Annotated in this window: 19 protein-coding genes; 17 read left to right on the top strand and 2 right to left on the bottom strand. The window is 65.5% G+C overall.

Annotated elements, in window-relative coordinates; translation table 11 throughout:
- Positions 1-2 precede the first annotated feature (2 nt).
- Genes grxC through B4920_RS17175 form a run of 4 tightly spaced genes read left to right on the top strand, consistent with a single transcriptional unit; the run spans position 3 to position 2,229 of the window.
- A complete protein-coding gene (grxC, locus tag B4920_RS17190; protein WP_173862675.1) occupies positions 3-272 on the top strand; it encodes a glutaredoxin 3 in 270 nt (89 codons plus the stop codon).
- Between the two features lie 51 nt (positions 273-323).
- The gene (gene secB / locus B4920_RS17185; protein WP_079435846.1) at positions 324-791 is read left to right on the top strand and encodes a protein-export chaperone SecB; all 468 of its coding nucleotides are present in this window, start codon (positions 324-326) and stop codon (positions 789-791) included.
- Positions 791-1,243, top strand: a complete 453-nt coding sequence (locus tag B4920_RS17180; protein ID WP_216819921.1) for an SH3 domain-containing protein — start codon at positions 791-793, stop codon at positions 1,241-1,243. The genes secB and B4920_RS17180 overlap by 1 nt, the downstream gene beginning before the upstream one ends.
- Positions 1,244-1,248: 5 nt before the next feature.
- Positions 1,249-2,229 (top strand): NAD(P)H-dependent glycerol-3-phosphate dehydrogenase, encoded by a 981-nt coding sequence (locus tag B4920_RS17175; RefSeq protein ID WP_079435845.1) that lies wholly within the window; start codon positions 1,249-1,251, stop codon positions 2,227-2,229.
- Between the two features lie 21 nt (positions 2,230-2,250).
- On the opposite strand, the gene B4920_RS17170 is transcribed toward B4920_RS17175, so the two are convergent.
- Both B4920_RS17170 and B4920_RS17165 read right to left on the bottom strand, forming a co-directional pair.
- Positions 2,251-2,715 carry a tRNA (cytidine(34)-2'-O)-methyltransferase gene (locus tag B4920_RS17170; protein ID WP_079435844.1) on the bottom strand — a complete coding sequence of 155 codons (465 nt, stop codon included), beginning with the start codon at positions 2,713-2,715 and terminating at the stop codon, positions 2,251-2,253.
- A gap of 33 nt (positions 2,716-2,748) precedes the next feature.
- Positions 2,749-3,459: a ComF family protein gene (locus tag B4920_RS17165; RefSeq protein WP_079435843.1), complete on the bottom strand. Its 711-nt coding sequence runs from the start codon at positions 3,457-3,459 to the stop codon at positions 2,749-2,751.
- 71 nt (positions 3,460-3,530) lie between these two features.
- Between B4920_RS17165 and bioB the strand changes: the two genes are divergently transcribed.
- The 13 genes from bioB (at position 3,531) to rsxC (ending at position 14,847) form a co-directional block, all read left to right on the top strand.
- On the top strand, positions 3,531-4,523 hold the full coding sequence (bioB, locus tag B4920_RS17160) for a biotin synthase BioB (RefSeq protein WP_088179495.1): 993 nt from the start codon (positions 3,531-3,533) through the stop codon (positions 4,521-4,523).
- A 14-nt stretch (positions 4,524-4,537) separates the two neighbouring features.
- A complete protein-coding gene (locus B4920_RS17155; RefSeq protein WP_079435841.1) occupies positions 4,538-5,422 on the top strand; it encodes a methyltransferase domain-containing protein in 885 nt (294 codons plus the stop codon).
- Positions 5,423-5,424: 2 nt separating this feature from the next.
- Entirely contained in the window at positions 5,425-6,072 is a 648-nt protein-coding gene (locus B4920_RS17150) for a pyrimidine 5'-nucleotidase (RefSeq protein WP_079435840.1), read from the top strand.
- A gap of 36 nt (positions 6,073-6,108) precedes the next feature.
- Positions 6,109-7,188 carry a 3-deoxy-7-phosphoheptulonate synthase gene (locus B4920_RS17145; protein ID WP_079435839.1) on the top strand — a complete coding sequence of 360 codons (1,080 nt, stop codon included), beginning with the start codon at positions 6,109-6,111 and terminating at the stop codon, positions 7,186-7,188.
- The gene (serB, locus tag B4920_RS17140; protein WP_079435838.1) at positions 7,185-8,015 is read left to right on the top strand and encodes a phosphoserine phosphatase SerB; all 831 of its coding nucleotides are present in this window, start codon (positions 7,185-7,187) and stop codon (positions 8,013-8,015) included. The genes B4920_RS17145 and serB overlap by 4 nt, the downstream gene beginning before the upstream one ends.
- Positions 8,016-8,375: 360 nt before the next feature.
- On the top strand, positions 8,376-8,801 hold the full coding sequence (locus B4920_RS17135) for a C40 family peptidase (protein ID WP_254050971.1): 426 nt from the start codon (positions 8,376-8,378) through the stop codon (positions 8,799-8,801).
- A 96-nt stretch (positions 8,802-8,897) separates the two neighbouring features.
- Complete coding sequence (gene aat, locus B4920_RS17130) at positions 8,898-9,602, top strand: leucyl/phenylalanyl-tRNA--protein transferase (RefSeq protein WP_079435836.1); 705 nt, start codon at positions 8,898-8,900, stop codon at positions 9,600-9,602.
- 4 nt (positions 9,603-9,606) lie between these two features.
- Positions 9,607-10,347 (top strand): arginyltransferase, encoded by a 741-nt coding sequence (locus B4920_RS17125; RefSeq protein ID WP_079435835.1) that lies wholly within the window; start codon positions 9,607-9,609, stop codon positions 10,345-10,347.
- A gap of 9 nt (positions 10,348-10,356) precedes the next feature.
- Positions 10,357-10,830, top strand: coding sequence for a hypothetical protein (locus tag B4920_RS17120; protein ID WP_079435834.1), 474 nt, complete (start codon positions 10,357-10,359; stop codon positions 10,828-10,830).
- 54 nt (positions 10,831-10,884) lie between these two features.
- Positions 10,885-11,898: a quinone-dependent dihydroorotate dehydrogenase gene (locus B4920_RS17115; protein WP_079435833.1), complete on the top strand. Its 1,014-nt coding sequence runs from the start codon at positions 10,885-10,887 to the stop codon at positions 11,896-11,898.
- A gap of 86 nt (positions 11,899-11,984) precedes the next feature.
- Positions 11,985-12,569, top strand: coding sequence for an electron transport complex subunit RsxA (gene rsxA / locus B4920_RS17110; RefSeq protein WP_079435832.1), 585 nt, complete (start codon positions 11,985-11,987; stop codon positions 12,567-12,569).
- 29 nt (positions 12,570-12,598) lie between these two features.
- Entirely contained in the window at positions 12,599-13,150 is a 552-nt protein-coding gene (gene rsxB, locus B4920_RS17105; protein WP_079435831.1) for an electron transport complex subunit RsxB, read from the top strand.
- Positions 13,150-14,847 carry an electron transport complex subunit RsxC gene (gene rsxC, locus B4920_RS17100; protein WP_079435830.1) on the top strand — a complete coding sequence of 566 codons (1,698 nt, stop codon included), beginning with the start codon at positions 13,150-13,152 and terminating at the stop codon, positions 14,845-14,847. Before rsxB ends, rsxC begins: the two co-directional genes overlap by 1 nt.
- Positions 14,848-14,857 lie beyond the last annotated feature (10 nt).

The following is a 14,857-nucleotide window of genomic DNA, read 5'->3' as shown; positions in this document are numbered from 1 at the left end:
CCATGCAACCGAAGATCCTGATGTATGCCACCGCCGTGTGCCCCTACTGCGTCCGCGCCGAAGGCCTGCTGCGCCGCAAGGGTGTGACCGAAATCGAAAAGGTCCGCATCGACCTCGACCCCGTCCGCCGCGACGAGATGATGGAGCGCACCGGCCGGCGGACCGTGCCTCAAATCTACATCGGCGACTATCACGTGGGCGGCTGTGACGAGCTGTTCGCCCTTGATCACGAGGGCAGGCTCGATCCCCTGCTGCAAGGCGAGCCCGGCTGAACTTTGCAGCAGCCATCCGTACAACCCATTTCACAACCGGAAAAAATCAACATGTCCGACACCTCGCAACAACCCGTCTTCTCCATCGAAAAGCTCTACGTCAAGGATCTGTCGCTGGAAGTGCCGAACGCACCGCAGATCTTCCTCGAGCGCGAGAACCCCCAGATCAACGTCCAGCTGCGCACCGAAAGCAACGCCGTGGATGAGGGCATTTTCGAGGTCGCCCTGACCGTCACCGTGACCGCCCAGCTGCCCGAGGACAAGACCGTGTTTCTGGTTGAAGTGGCCCAGGCCGGCATCTTCCAGATCCGCAACGTGCCGGTGGAAGACCTGGAGCCGATCACCATGATCGGCTGCGCCAACATCCTCTTCCCGTACGCCCGCGAAGCGGTGTCCGACGCCGTTTCCCGCGCTGGCTTCCAGCCCGTGATCCTGGCCCCGGTGAACTTCGAAGCCCTGTTCCAGCAGAACCGCGAGCAGGCTGCCCAGCAATCCGGCACCGACGTTCCCATCCAGTAATGATGCTGCGGCGCCTCATCACCGCGGCGCTGCTCGGCCTGCCCCTCGCCCTCGCGGCGGCGCAGGCCGGCGCCTCGGACTTCCGCTCCCTCGCCGAGCCGGCCATCCTCTACGATGCACCGTCGAAGCAGGGCAAACCCTTGTTCGTCATCCAGCGCTACACCCCGGTCGAAGCTGTCGTCAATATCGATCGCTGGGTCAAGGTGCGCGAACCGGCCGGCAGCATGCTGTGGCTGGAGCGTCGCCAGCTGTCCGACAAGCGTACAGTCATTGTCACCGCAGCCCGCGCAGACATCCGGCAGAAGCCTGATGGCGCAGCCACGCTCGCCTTCGAAGCCGTCAAGGACGTGGTCCTCGAACTTGCCGACAAACCGGCCGACGGCTGGGTCAAGGTCAAGCATCGGGACGGCACCGTCGGTTTCATCCGCGCCAATCAAGTCTGGGGACTCTGAGCGCCATGCGCATAGCCGTATTCGGAGCCGGTGCCTGGGGCACTGCCCTCGCCCTCGCCTTCGCCCGCAACCACGATGTCGTCCTGTGGAGCCGCGAGCCCGCCGAGATCGCCGCCATGCGCAGCGACGGCGAGAACCGCCGCTACCTTCCGGGCATTCCACTCCCCACCAGCCTTCAGTTGTCGGACGATCTACAAGGGGCCGCGCAAGCCGACCTGCATCTGGTGGTCACACCACTCGCCGGCCTCCGTCCGACCGCCCGTGCACTGCAGGTGGCCGCGCCCAACACGCCCTTACTGTGGGCCTGCAAGGGCCTCGAAGCAGGCACCGCCAAGCTGCCGCACCAGATCGTCGCAGAGGAGTTGGGCGCAAATGCCGCCTGCGGCGTTCTTACCGGCCCGAGCTTCGCCGCCGAAGTAGCCCAAGGCCTGCCCGCCGCCGTCACCATCGCGGCCAGCGACATCGAATTCGCCCGTTACTGGGTCCAAGCGCTGCACAACAACCGTCTACGCCTGTACGCCAACGACGACGTCGTTGGTGCCGAAGTGGGTGGCGCAGTCAAGAACGTAATGGCCATCGCCGCCGGGGTGGCCGACGGCATGGGCTTCGGCCTCAACGCACGGGCCGCTTTGATCACCCGCGGTCTGGCTGAGATCACCCGCCTGGGCATCGCCCTCGGCGGCCGTCGCGACACCTTCATGGGCCTCGCCGGGCTTGGCGATCTCGTACTGACCTGTACCGGCGATCTGTCGCGCAACCGCCGCGTCGGCCTGCTACTGGCCGAAGGCAAGAGCCTGCCTGACATCCTGGCGGCACTCGGGCATGTGGCCGAAGGGGTGAGCACGACCCGCGAGGTTGCTGCGCTGTCCGACCGCCTCGGCGTGGACATGCCAATCACCCACGCGGTCGATCAAGTTCTGCGCGGTACGCTGTCGGCACGTGACGCGGTCGAGCAACTGCTCGCCCGCGATCCCAAGCAAGAGTAGATCGCAAAACTGCCGGCGTGCTCAGGCGCCGCCGGCAAACCCCGTCTGGCGCCAGGCCTCATAGACCACCACGGCTGCCGCATTGGAAAGATTCAGGCTACGGTTGCCGGGGCGCATCGGAATCCGCAGACGACGATCGTCGGTGAATTCCGCATGCAACTCCGGCGGCAACCCGCGAGACTCCGAGCCGAAGACGAACACATCTTCCTCCTCGAAGGGTACGTTCGCGTAGTTGCGGCCGCCGTGGGAAGTCAGCGCGAAAAAGCGCCGCCCCGCCAGCGCAGCCTTGCAGGCCAGCCAGTCCTCATGCACCGTCACCACGGCCATGTCCCGATAATCGAGGCCGGCGCGGATCAGCTGCTTTTCTTCGAGCGTGAAGCCGAGGGGTTTGACGAGGTGCAGACGGGCGCCGGAGTTGGCACACATGCGCATGATGTTGCCGGTATTCGGGGGAATCTCCGGCTGATGAAGGACGACATGGAACATGGGCGCGGATTGTGCACGCCCGACGCGGACCGATCAACCCGGCGGCGGGGTGCGTGCCAACACCCGGTTCTCCACGCTGAGGGCGCCGACGCCTTTCAGCGTTCGTGCCAGTTCGGCCAGCGTCGCACCCGTGGTCATCACATCATCCACCACCACCGCGCGCAGCCCTTCGACCCGGGTCGTCACGCGAAACGCACCGCGCACATTGGTAACCCTGTCCTTCCACGGCAAACCGGCCTGGGGCGCGGTGTTCACGTCGCGCTCGATGCCATCGCAGACGAAGGGAATACCCCATCGCCGCGCCAGCACACGCCCGAGTTCAGCCGCCTGATTGAAACCCCGGCTACGCAGGCGGGACGCATGCAGTGGCAGCGGCACGACAAGATCCGCCTCCGGAACCGCGGCAGCAGCCATCCGGTCCACGAACAGTCGCGTGATCGCCAGCCGGTGGCCATACTTCAGCGCGTGCACCAGACGGTCCACGGGGAAACCGTAATCGAGAGCCGCCACGGTCCGTTCGAAGGGAGGCGGCTCGCGCAGGCAACTGCCACAGGTCAGCCCGTCCGGAACCGGCAAGGCGCAACACGGGCAGCGGAGCAGGTCTGCGCCGGGCAACCCGGCTGCGCAAACCGGGCACAGCACCTCGCTTCCGCTCGGCGCGCCACAGGCGAAGCATTGCTGCGGGAAAAGGATGTTCGCCCCGACCTCCAGCCAGGCCCGCCATCCAAGCACTTGATTTGACAAGTCCAGACCCCTTCAGGGAAACTAAAAGGCTTCGTAATTTTGAATTACAGCCAAAAAAAGGGTGCATGACAATGACCGCCACCGTCGCCCACGCAGAGAGCGCTCCTTCCAACGCCACCACCACGCCCGCGCGCAAGCGCTGGAGCGTCGCCGAGGTCGAGGCCCTGTTCGCCCTGCCTTTCAATGATCTGGTCTTCCGCGCCCAACAGGTGCACCGGGAGAACTTCGAGCCCAACGCCGTCCAGCGCTCCACGCTGCTGTCGATCAAGACCGGCGGCTGCTCCGAGGACTGCGGCTACTGCTCCCAGTCGTCCCGCTACGACACCGGCCTCGAGAAGGAGTCCCTGCTGCCGCTGGGCGAAGTGCTCGAGAACGCTCGCGCAGCCAAGGCCAAGGGTGCATCCCGCTTCTGCATGGGTGCCGCCTGGCGCGGCCCGAAGGAAAAGGACCTTGCTCCGGTGCTGGACATGGTCCGCGAGGTCAAGAAGCTGGGCCTCGAAACCTGCGTCACCCTCGGCATGCTGAAGGACGGTCAGGCCGAACAGCTGAAGGACGCCGGCCTCGACTACTACAACCACAACATCGACACTTCGCCGGAGTTCTACGGCCAGATCATCACCACGCACACGCTGCAGGATCGCCTCGACACCCTCGACAAGGTGCGCGACGCCGGTATCAACGTGTGCTGCGGCGGTATCGTCGGCCTTGGCGAAACCAAGAAGAGCCGCGCTGCGCTGATCGCCGAGCTGGCCAACATGAACCCGCCGCCGGACTCCGTGCCCATCAACAACCTGGTACAGGTGGAAGGCACGCCACTCGGCAACAACGAAGCCATCGACCCCTTCGATTTCGTACGCATGATCGCCGCCGCGCGCATCACCATGCCCAAGAGCTACGTGCGCCTGTCAGCCGGCCGCCAGGAACTCGGCGACGCGGTGCAGGCCCTGTGCTTCATGGCCGGCGCCAACTCGATCTTCTACGGCGAGCGTCTGCTGACCACGGAGAATCCGGACGCCGATGCCGACGACAAACTGTTCGCCCGTCTCGGCCTGAAGTCCTTCTAAGCGACCGCCCATCCATGACCATGCCGGACTTCCAGCTCGACCCGCGCCTCGTGCGGCGCCGGGCCGAGCGGGCGGCAACCGGCTACGCCAGCGTCGACGCGCTGGCCCGGGAGATCTCCCGGCGCATGGCCGAGCGCCTCGACTACATCCGCATCGAACCGAAGCGCATCCTCGACCTGGGCTGCGGCCCGGGTGCCGACCTGCCGGGCTTCGTCACGCGCTATCCCGATGTTCCGCGCGTGGCAGTGGATGTCGCCCCGGCGATGCTCGCCCAGGCCCGCGGCGAACGTGGCCTGCTCAAGCGCATCATGCGTCTCGGCAAGCCCGCTGATCCCGACTTCGTCTGCGCCGATGCCACAGCACTGCCGCTGACCCGCGGCTGCGTGTCGCTGGCCTGGTCCAACCTGATGTTGCAATGGCTGCACGACCCGCTGCCGGCACTCAAGGAGATCCACCGGGTGCTGGAGGTCGGCGGCATGCTGATGTTCGCCACCCTCGGCCCGGACACCCTCAAGGAACTGCGCGCCGCCCTGCCGCCGTCGGACGCCGAGCACCTGCACCGCTTCATCGACATGCACGACCTGGGCGACGCCCTCGTTGGCGCCGGCTTCTCCGATCCGGTAATGGACATGGAGATGCTCACCGTCACCTACACCAATCTGGACGACCTGTTCCGCGACCTGCGCGTCAGCGGTTCGAACAACGCCGCGGTCACCCGTCCGCACGGTTTGGTCGGCAAGCGCCACTGGGCAAGCCTGCGCGCCAACTACGAAAAGCTGCGCCGGGACGGCCGCCTGCCGGCCACCGTCGAAGTCGTCTACGGCCACGCATGGAAGGCCGCCCCAAAGGTCGCCGACGACGGCCGCGCGATCATCCGTTTCGAGCGCAAGTCAGCTTGAGCATGCACCCAGTCTGGTTGTTCGACCTCGACAACACGCTGCACAACGCCAGTCCGCACATCTTCCCGCACATCAACCGGAGCATGACGGCCTACCTCATGCGCCAGCTTGATCTGGACGAGGCGGCAGCCAACCGGCTGCGCGTGGATTACTGGCGCCGCTACGGCGCCACCCTCACCGGCCTGATGCGCCACCACGCCACCGACCCACGGCATTTCCTGCACGACACCCACCAGTTTCCCGACCTGCCGCGGATGGTCGTCTTCGACAACGCACTGCGCCACCTGCTGCGCCGCCTGCCGGGCAAGAAGATCGTCTTTTCCAACGGCCCACGACACTACGCCGAGGCCGTGCTCAACATCATGGGCATCCGCCACCTGCTGGCCGACGTGTATGCGGTCGAGCAGATGCGCTATCACCCCAAGCCCAAGCGACGCGGCTTCCTGCATCTGCTCAAGGATCACCGCCTCAACCCGGCCCGCTGCATCCTCGTCGAGGACAGCGCCGAAAACCTGCGCACCGCCAAGCGCCTCGGCATGCGCACGGTATGGATCAGCCGCAGCCTGCGCCAGCCTGATTACGTGGATATCCAGCTGACCAGCGTGCTCGGACTGATGCGCCATACGATGAGATCCGGCGCTTCGGGGTAAAATGCCAGATTCCGCTACTCACACAGCGAGTCCGTCATGTCCTTCTCCCAGACCGAAAACCTGAACATCGCGGCCTTCGACCGCATGCCTTCCCCCGAGGAAATCACCGCCCGCGTGCCGCTCACCGACAAGGCCGCGAAGGTGGTCCTTGAGGGCCGCCAGACCCTGCAGGCCATTCTCGACCGCAAGGATCCGCGGGTTTTCGTCGTCGTCGGCCCCTGCTCCATCCATGATCCGATTGCCGGCCTTGACTACGCCCGCCGCCTCAAGAAGCTCGCCGACGAAGTCTCCGACACTCTGGTGCTGGTGATGCGGGTCTATTTCGAGAAGCCGCGCACCTCCACCGGCTGGAAGGGTTACATCAACGACCCCCACATGGATGACTCCTTCCGCATCGACGAAGGCATGGAAAAGGCCCGCCGCTTCCTTCTCGACGTGAATGAAGCCGGGCTGCCCGCCGGCACCGAAGCGCTGGATCCCATCGCACCCCAGTACTACGGCGATCTGATCGCCTGGACCGCCATCGGCGCCCGCACCTCCGAGTCCCAGACCCACCGTGAAATGGCCTCCGGCCTGTCTACCCCGGTCGGCTTCAAGAACGGCACCGACGGCTCCCTGGACGCCGCGGTCAACGGCATCCTGTCGGCTTCGCATCCGCACAGTTTCCTTGGCATCAACGGCCAGGGCCAGTCCTCGATCATCCGTACCCGCGGCAACCCCTACGGCCACGTGGTGCTGCGTGGCGGCGGTGGGCGCCCGAATTACGACACCGTATCGGTCTCCCTCGCCGAAAAGGCCCTGGTCAAGGCCAAGCTGCCGGCCAATATCGTCATCGACTGCTCCCACGCCAACTCGTGGAAAAACCCCGACTACCAGCCACTGGTGATGCGCGACGTCGCCCACCAGATCCGCGAAGGCAACCGCTCCATCGTCGGTCTGATGATCGAGAGCAACATCGAGGCCGGCAACCAGTCCATCCCCGCCAACCTCAGTGAGCTGCGCTACGGCTGCTCGGTGACGGACGCCTGCGTGGACTGGAGCACCACCGAAGAGATGATCCGCAATACCCGCGACATCCTTCGGGACGCCCTGGCCCAACGGAGCGCCGTCCAATGAATCTCGTCGTACAGGGACCGCAGGTCGAAACCCGCGCCCTGAAGGATCTGGCCGCCCTGACGGCATCCGAAGGCATCGGCCGCATCAGCAATACCGCATTCAGGCTGATCGGCGCCACACCGCACCAAGAAGTGGCCGGTTACTGCGAACAGCATGCGCTGGATTACGCCTTCGTACCCGAGAGCCAGCGTCTGGCCGATTACCGCCTGTTCGTCACCGACATGGACTCGACGCTGATCACCATCGAGTGCATCGACGAAATCGCGGATATGCAGGGCCTCAAGCAGGAAGTCGCCGAGATCACCGAAGCCGCCATGCGCGGAGAACTGGACTTTTGCGAATCCCTGACCCGTCGCGTCGCGCTACTTGCCGGCCTGCCCGAGTCGGCGCTGGAACGCGTGTTCACCGAGCGCCTCAAACTCACCCCCGGCGCAGAAACGCTGATTGCCGGCCTCAAGCAGGCCGGCATCGTCACGGTGCTCGTATCCGGCGGCTTCACCTATTTCACGGACCGCCTGCAGCAGCAACTGGGCTTCGACCATGCGGTGGCCAACGAACTGGAAGTCGTCGATGGACGGCTGACCGGACGGGTCAAAGGTGAGATCGTAGACGGCAATGTCAAGCGGCGGACCCTGCTGCAGATCTGCGAGCAACGAGGATTCACCGCCGACCGCGCCATTGCGGCGGGCGACGGCGCCAACGATCTACCGATGCTCACGGAAGCGGGCGTCGGCATTGCTTATCACGCAAAACCGGTCGTCAGGGCGAAGGCCACCTACGCGCTGAACCACAGCGGCCTAGACGGCATCCTGAACCTGTTTGCCTGATGGCGAATTAGTGCGACTGGCACGAGCGCGTCGTTGCAGAAAGCCGAAGGGCCCTTCAACAGAGGCAGGCCGACCGGTGCAACCAACCTCTCGCGCGGCCTCCTGAACGTTGCTGCTCGCGACCAGTGCGGAACCGATACTAGCGATGGTTTGTCATTAACTCCGTGCAGCAATGCACATGCTGCAGGGCACAACTTAATGTATGTCGAAAATCTTTACACTGACTGAACCATTGGGTATAGTTATTTGATGCCTATCAAAAAGACGATACTCGGCTTTTTTGTAGCGATCGCGTGTTCCGGCGCGGTCCTTGCGTCGGAGCCCTCCAATTCTGCCAACGACGAAGCCCTTCCGGCTTCCATGTTCGAACGCTACACTGACTCGATCCGCAATCTGGTCGACCGTAGCCTGAACTTCCTTGGCGTTCCCTACCGTTTCGGCGGTACCAGCCCCCTCACCGGATTCGACTGCAGCGGCTTTGTCGGCAAGGTATTCGCCGACGCCCTGGGTTTCGGCATGCCGCGCACGGCCGCCGAAATGTCCCAGATGGGCGAGCAGGTCAAGTTTGCGGAGCTGAAGCCGGGCGACCTGGTGTTCTTCAACACCATGCGCCGCGCCTTCTCCCACGTCGGCATCTACCTCGGCAACTACCAGTTCGTGCACGCCCCCTCTACAGGTGGCGTGGTCCGCGTCGAGGACATGCGCCTCGACTACTGGGCAGCCCGCTACGATGGAGCCCGCCGGGTGCTGCCCAACGGCCAGTCGCGCCAGCCGCAATCCAACTGATCGCGCAATCCGGCCGGGTGCATAGTTCCACCGAACGCATTCCCGCCCACCCCTGATATCCTGTCCGGATCCGGTTCGTACCGCACCTGATCCGACATGATTCCCTGGCTCGGCACCAAACCCGTCTTTCCTCCGGCGTCCCGCGCCCTGCACCGCCCCAACGGCCTGCTGGCAGCGGGCGGAGCGCTCACCCCGGAATGGCTGCTGGCCGCCTACCGGCGCGGCATCTTCCCCTGGTTCAACGACGGCGAGCCGATCCTGTGGTGGAGCCCCGATCCGCGCATGGTGGTTTTCCCGAACCGGGTCCGGCTGCCCCGCTCCCTGCGTAAAACACTGCGCAATGCCGCCTACGAGGTTCGTCTCGACCATGACTTCCCGGCGGTCATCCGTGCCTGTGCCGCACCGCGCGAGCCGGGCGGCGGCACCTGGATCACACCTGAAATCCAGGACGCCTACATCCGCATGCACGAACTCGGCTACGCCCACTCGGTCGAAACCTACATGAATGGAGAACTCGCGGGCGGACTGTACGGCATGGCACTCGGACACGCCTTCTACGGCGAATCCATGTTCAGCTGGCGTACCGACGCCTCGAAGATCGCCTTCGCGCACCTGGCCCGCTTCCTTGAGCAACAGGAATTTCGCGTGCTAGATTGTCAGATGACCACCTCCCACCTGGCCTCCCTGGGCGGACAGGAGATCCCGCGGTCGGCCTTCGTCGAGCTGCTCGACGAGGCCACACAGGAAGGCCTGCCCCCCGCGCGCTGGCCGCAGAACGGAGCCCAAGGCCCCTGGACGTAGCCCCATGCTGAAGGACTATCCCTACTCGCTACTGCAGTTTTATGCGACGGCGCCCTACGCGTGCTCCTACCTGCCGGACCGCCAGGCCCGTTCCCAGGTCGCCACCCCCAGCCACCTGATCGACACACCGCTCTACAGCGAGCTGGTGCATACCGGCTTTCGCCGCAGCGGCATCTTCACCTATCGCCCTTACTGCGACGCCTGCCGCTCGTGCGTTCCGGTGCGCATTCCGGTGGCCGGTTTTACGCCCAATCGCAGCCAGCGCCGCGCCTGGGCGGCCCACGCCAGCCTGCTCCCCCGCGAGATGCCGCTGGAATTCATCGAGGAGCACTACGCCCTCTACCAACGCTACCAGGCCACGCGCCACGCGGGCGGCGGCATGGACCAGGACAACCGCGAACAGTACGCCCATTTCCTGCTGCAGAGCCATGTGGACAGCCGTCTGCTCGAATTCCGCGAGAACGGTATCCTGCGCATGGTCAGTGTCATCGACTGCCTGACCGACGGACTATCCAGCGTCTACACCTTCTACGATCCGGACCAGGCCAGCGGCAGCCTCGGCACCTTCGGCATCCTGTGGCAGATCGAGGTGTGCCGCCAGCTCAAGCTCCCCTACCTCTACCTTGGCTACTGGATCAGGGACAGCCGCAAGATGGCCTACAAGGCGCGCTTCCGCCCGATCCAGGGACGTGTCGGCGGACAATGGCAAACCCTCACCGACGCCGATCTCGACAAACTCGACTGAGAACCCCCAATGCACTTCTTGCTGCGTACCGCCATTGCGGTGCCCCTGCTTGCCTGCGGCACCCTTGCCATGGCAATACCTACCCTCGAGGATTTCCAGAACACCCCCCACCGGGATTGGCTGACCGTCTCCGGCGCCTCCCACCACTTCCAGCCCGACCGCCGTGACTGGCGCGAATTCAATCCAGGCGCCGGCTTCGAGCGGGCCTTCACCGGCACCCCGTGGGTCGCCACCGCCGGCTACTTCCGCAACAGCTACGACCGCAACACCTTCTATGCCGGTGCCCGCTGGATGCCCCTGCAGGCCGGCCCGTTCCGCTTCGGTGCCTTCGGCCTGGTGGGCAGCGGCTATCCGTCGCCGGTGCTGGTCATCCCAACCATCTCGGCGGAATTCGGTCGCGTCGGCGCCAACCTGGTCGCCCTGCCCAACTTGCCCGGCTACAGTGGCTACCTCGGCCTGCAATTCCGCCTGGCCCTCGACTGAAACCCGAAACAGGGTTTAGAAACAGCACTTTGCCGCGCTGCGGTAGAATGCGGGATGCTCTACGAACTCGCACGCCCCATTTTCTTCTCCCTCGACGCGGAGACCGCCCACGAAACCGCCCTCGCCGGCCTGAACCTCGCCGGCCGCCTGCTGCCGGCCGGTAAGCCGCTGCCCGCCAGGCCGGTGGAGGTCATGGGCCTGCACTTCCCGAACCGCATCGGCATGGCCGCCGGCCTCGACAAGAACGGCGAGATCATCGACGGCCTGGCCCGCATGGGCTTCGGCTTCATCGAGATCGGCACCATCACTCCGCGCGCGCAGCCCGGCAACCCCAAGCCGCGCATGTTCCGCCTGCCCGAGGTGAGGGGCATCATCAACCGGATGGGTTTCAACAACCACGGTATCGATGCACTGATCGGCAATGTGGAAGCCGCCAAGTTCAAGGGCATCCTCGGCATCAACATCGGCAAGAACGCCGATACGCCGATCGAGCGCGCCGCCGACGACTACCTGATCGGCCTCGACAAGGCCTACCCGCTGGCGAGCTACATCACCGTCAACATCTCCTCGCCCAACACCAAGAACCTGCGCCAGCTGCAGGGCGAATCGGAACTCGACGCACTGCTCGGCCAGCTCAAGGCGCGCCAGGCCCAGCTGGCCGACAAGCACGGCCGCTACGTGCCGATCACCCTCAAGATCGCCCCGGACCTGGACGACAGCCAGATCGTCAACATCGCCGACGCGCTGCGCCGCCACCGCATCGACGCGGTGATCGCCACCAACACCACGCTGGCCCGCGACAAGGTCCAGGGCATCCGCTACGGCGACCAGCAGGGCGGCCTGTCCGGCGCGCCGCTGTTCGAGGCCTCCACAGCCGTCGTCGCGGCCCTCGCCAAGGCGCTGCAGGATGAACTCCCGATCATCGCTGCCGGCGGCGTCTTCGATGGCCGCCAGGCCCGCGCCAAGCTGGAGGCTGGCGCCAAGCTCGTGCAGATCTACAGCGGCCTCATCTACCGCGGCCCTGCCCTGGTACGCGAAGCGGTCGAGGAGACCAAGGACTTCGTCTGAAATCACACGCTGGCCGCAGCGAGCTTGAGTGCGACACGGCCAGCGCGGGATAATCCCAACTTATCGTCACTCCGATACCGACAGCCATGAGCAGCTACCTTTTCGTGATCCTCGGCGCGGTTCTGGTGAATAACGTCGTCCTCGTCCGCATCCTCGGCCTGTGCCCCTTCATGGGCGTGTCGAAGAAGCTGGACGCCGCGATGGGCATGGGGGCCGCCACCACCTTCGTGCTGACCCTCGGCTGCGGCACCAGCTACCTCATCGACCACTACGTGCTGATCCCGGCCGGCGTCGAATACCTGCGCACGCTGGCATTCATCGTCATCATCGCCGCCATCGTGCAGGTCACCGAGCTGGTCATCCAGAAGACCAGCCCGGTCATGTACCAGGTACTGGGCATCTACCTGCCGCTGATCACCACCAACTGCGCGGTGCTCGGCGTGCCGCTGCTCAACGTGTCGCTGCGCCACGACCTGGTCGAGTCCCTGCTGTTCGGCTTCGGCAGCTCGGTCGGCTTCTCCCTGGCGCTGGTGTTGTTCGCCGGCATCCGCGAGCGCCTCGACGGCGCCGACGTCCCCGCGCCCTTCAAGGGCACGGCCATCGCGATGGTCACCGGCGGCCTGATGAGCTTGGCCTTCATGGGCTTCGCCGGCCTCGACAAGTACCGCTAACCCCCAGCCATTCCGCTCCCGGCCCCGCCATGCTCACCGCCCTTCTCGTGATGACCGCCGTCGCCCTGGTGCTCGGGGCGCTGCTCGGCTACGCCTCGCTCAAGTTCAAGGTCGAAGGCGACCCGCTGGTCGAAAAGATCGACGCCATCCTGCCGCAGACCCAGTGCGGCCAGTGCGGCTTTCCCGGCTGCCGGCCCTACGCCACCGCCATCGCCTCCGGCGAGGCGGAGATCAACCAATGTCCGCCGGGCGGCGAGGAAGGCATCCGCAAGCTCGCCGACCTGCTGGGCCGCGAGTTCAAGGCCCTGTCCGAAGAACACGGCGTCGAAAAGCCCAAATCCGTCGCAGTGATCGACGAGAACACCTGCATCGGCTGCACCCTGTGCATCCAGGCCTGCCCGGTGGATGCCATCGTCGGCGCGGCCAAGCAGTTGCACACCGTGGTTGCTGGCGAATGCACCGGCTGCGAGTTGTGCATCGCCCCGTGTCCGGTGGACTGCATCACCATGGCGCCCATCGTCGAAAACATCGATACGTGGAAGTGGCGCTACCCGGTCATCCAGATCAAGCAGGCCGCCTGATGCTGCGCAAACTCTTCAAGTTCCACGGTGGCGTCAAGCCGCAGACCAACAAGGTCCAATCCACGACCCAGCCGATTGCACCGGTGCCGCTACCGGAGCGGCTGGTGATCCCGCTGCACCAGGCGGTCGGCGGCCATCCGCGCCCGCTGGTGGCGCCTGGTGACAAGGTCTTCAAGGGCCAGCGCATCGGCGGTGCCGACGGCAGCCTGTCGTCCGCCGTGCATGCCTCCACGTCCGGCATCGTGCGTGACGTGGCCCCGGCGCTGATGCCTCACACCTCGGGCCTCACCACGCTATCGGTGGTCATCGAACCCGACGGCGAAGACCGCTGGGGCGAGCTGGACAAGGTCAATTACCGCACAACGCCCCCCGACGAACTGCGCGACTTCCTGCGTGACGCCGGCGTCGTCGGCCTCGGCGGCGCAGTCTTCCCAAGCTATGCCAAGCTCAAGCCCGGCAAGGAAGGCCGCCTCAAGACGCTGGTCATCAACGGCGCCGAGTGCGAGCCCTTCATCACCTGCGACGACCTCCTGATGCGCGAGCGCGCCGCCGACATGCTGAAGGGCATCGTCGCCATGCGCCACATGCTGCAGGCCGAAGAAGTGCTGATCGGCATCGAGGACAACAAACCGGAAGCCGTCGCCGCCGTGCAGACCGCCATCGCCGCCAGCGGCCAGACGGGCATCGAAGCCGTCGCCATCCCGACCCGCTACCCGGCCGGCGGCGCCAAGCAGCTGATCCGTGTGCTCACCGGTATCGAGGTGCCCCATGGCCGTCGCTCCACCGATTTTGGCGTTCAGTGCTTCAACGTCGGCACGGCCTACAGCATTTTCGAAGCGCTGGAATTCGGCCGCCCACTGATCTCCCGCGTCGTCACCGTGGCCGGCAACGTGGACCTGCCGCGCAACTACGAAGTCCTCATCGGCACACCGATGGATCACGTGGTGCGCCTGTCCGGCGCCCGTGCCGACACCGACCGCTACATCATGGGCGGCCCGATGATGGGCGTGCGCCTGCCGGCCTTCGACGTGCCGGTGGTCAAGGCCACCAACTGCATCCTGGTCGGCAGCCCGGCCCTGTTCCCGCCGCCGCCGCCCGAGATGCCGTGCATCCGCTGCGGCGAATGCGCCAAGGCCTGCCCGGCGGATCTCGCCCCCTTCGAGATGTACTGGTTCTCGCGCTCGAAGAACTTCGGCAAGGCCCAGGAATACCACCTTTTCGACTGCATCGAATGCGGCTGCTGCAGCTTCGTCTGCCCGTCCCACATTCCGTTGGTGGACTACTTCCGCTTCTCGAAGAGCGAGATCTGGGCGCGCGAGCGCGACAAGTCCTCCTCCGATGCCGCCCGCGACCGCTTCGAGTTCAAGAACTTCCGCCAGGAACGGGAAAAGCAGGAGAAGGCCGAGAAGCTCGCCGCCAAGGCCGCCGCGACGCGCGAGAAGGTCGCCGCCGACAGCCAGGCCGGTACGGCCAACCCTGCCGCGGAAGCGCCCGACACAGCCAAACCAACCGCCCCGTCCGCCGAAGACACCAAGCGCGCGCTGATCGCCGCCGCGATGGAGAAGGCCCGCCAGCAAAAAGCCCAGGTCGCTCCGAAGAACACCGAACAGCTCAGCGCCGAAACCCAGGCCGACATCGACGCCATCGAAGCCCGCCGGGCCGTCTCTGCAGCCACGCCCCCGACTCCGGACGCCTGATCCAGGCCAC

It is taken from the genome of Zoogloea sp. LCSB751 (genome assembly GCF_002028455.1).
In the GTDB taxonomy this organism is placed as follows: domain Bacteria; phylum Pseudomonadota; class Gammaproteobacteria; order Burkholderiales; family Rhodocyclaceae; genus Zoogloea.
This window is presented reverse-complemented; position numbering and strand designations above follow the sequence as displayed.

Excerpts from the sequence above, each read along its gene's own strand:
- grxC (WP_173862675.1), top strand. The coding sequence starts at position 3 with ATGCAACCGAAGATCCTGATGTATGCCACCGCCGTGTGCCCCTACTGC.
- secB (WP_079435846.1), top strand. The coding sequence starts at position 324 with ATGTCCGACACCTCGCAACAACCCGTCTTCTCCATCGAAAAGCTCTAC.
- B4920_RS17180 (WP_216819921.1), top strand. The coding sequence starts at position 791 with ATGATGCTGCGGCGCCTCATCACCGCGGCGCTGCTCGGCCTGCCCCTC.
- B4920_RS17175 (WP_079435845.1), top strand. The coding sequence starts at position 1,249 with ATGCGCATAGCCGTATTCGGAGCCGGTGCCTGGGGCACTGCCCTCGCC.
- B4920_RS17170 (WP_079435844.1), bottom strand. The coding sequence starts at position 2,715 with ATGTTCCATGTCGTCCTTCATCAGCCGGAGATTCCCCCGAATACCGGC.
- bioB (WP_088179495.1), top strand. The coding sequence starts at position 3,531 with ATGACCGCCACCGTCGCCCACGCAGAGAGCGCTCCTTCCAACGCCACC.
- B4920_RS17155 (WP_079435841.1), top strand. The coding sequence starts at position 4,538 with ATGACCATGCCGGACTTCCAGCTCGACCCGCGCCTCGTGCGGCGCCGG.
- B4920_RS17150 (WP_079435840.1), top strand. The coding sequence starts at position 5,425 with ATGCACCCAGTCTGGTTGTTCGACCTCGACAACACGCTGCACAACGCC.
- B4920_RS17145 (WP_079435839.1), top strand. The coding sequence starts at position 6,109 with ATGTCCTTCTCCCAGACCGAAAACCTGAACATCGCGGCCTTCGACCGC.
- serB (WP_079435838.1), top strand. The coding sequence starts at position 7,185 with ATGAATCTCGTCGTACAGGGACCGCAGGTCGAAACCCGCGCCCTGAAG.
- B4920_RS17135 (WP_254050971.1), top strand. The coding sequence starts at position 8,376 with ATGTTCGAACGCTACACTGACTCGATCCGCAATCTGGTCGACCGTAGC.
- aat (WP_079435836.1), top strand. The coding sequence starts at position 8,898 with ATGATTCCCTGGCTCGGCACCAAACCCGTCTTTCCTCCGGCGTCCCGC.
- B4920_RS17125 (WP_079435835.1), top strand. The coding sequence starts at position 9,607 with ATGCTGAAGGACTATCCCTACTCGCTACTGCAGTTTTATGCGACGGCG.
- B4920_RS17120 (WP_079435834.1), top strand. The coding sequence starts at position 10,357 with ATGCACTTCTTGCTGCGTACCGCCATTGCGGTGCCCCTGCTTGCCTGC.
- B4920_RS17115 (WP_079435833.1), top strand. The coding sequence starts at position 10,885 with ATGCTCTACGAACTCGCACGCCCCATTTTCTTCTCCCTCGACGCGGAG.
- rsxA (WP_079435832.1), top strand. The coding sequence starts at position 11,985 with ATGAGCAGCTACCTTTTCGTGATCCTCGGCGCGGTTCTGGTGAATAAC.
- rsxB (WP_079435831.1), top strand. The coding sequence starts at position 12,599 with ATGCTCACCGCCCTTCTCGTGATGACCGCCGTCGCCCTGGTGCTCGGG.
- rsxC (WP_079435830.1), top strand. The coding sequence starts at position 13,150 with ATGCTGCGCAAACTCTTCAAGTTCCACGGTGGCGTCAAGCCGCAGACC.